Here is a 280-nt window from a genome sequence, read left to right as displayed (position 1 = left end):
GTTTTCCACAGATAATTTTTAAAATCCACACTGTTAAGAAAAGTTTTCCACAAGATGTGAATAAAAGTCAGAACCCTTGCTGGTCCTGACTTTTTGTAATGATTTTAGTGTGGAAAAGAGTGTTTATAAAAATAAATTGTAAACAAGTCTATTTAAAATTGTTGATAATTCTTTCGAATTCATCGAGGTCATTAAAGCTAATCCGAATTTCTCCGCTCCCGTTTTTCTTCTTGATAATTTTTGTAGCTGTTCCAAGAGTTTTACTGAGTGAATCTTCCTG

1 pseudogene is annotated in these 280 nt (G+C 31.8%); it reads right to left on the bottom strand.

Annotated features, from left to right (window positions below):
- Positions 1-148 precede the first annotated feature (148 nt).
- A pseudogene (locus C1G53_RS13700) lies at positions 149-280 on the bottom strand (chromosome partitioning protein); the annotation flags it as partial.

The sequence above is a fragment of the Streptococcus suis genome (assembly GCF_002960445.1).
In the GTDB taxonomy this organism is placed as follows: Bacteria; Bacillota; Bacilli; order Lactobacillales; family Streptococcaceae; genus Streptococcus; species Streptococcus hyiners.
The sequence above is the reverse complement of the archived record's forward strand: the minus strand, read 5'-3'. Positions and strand labels throughout refer to the sequence as shown.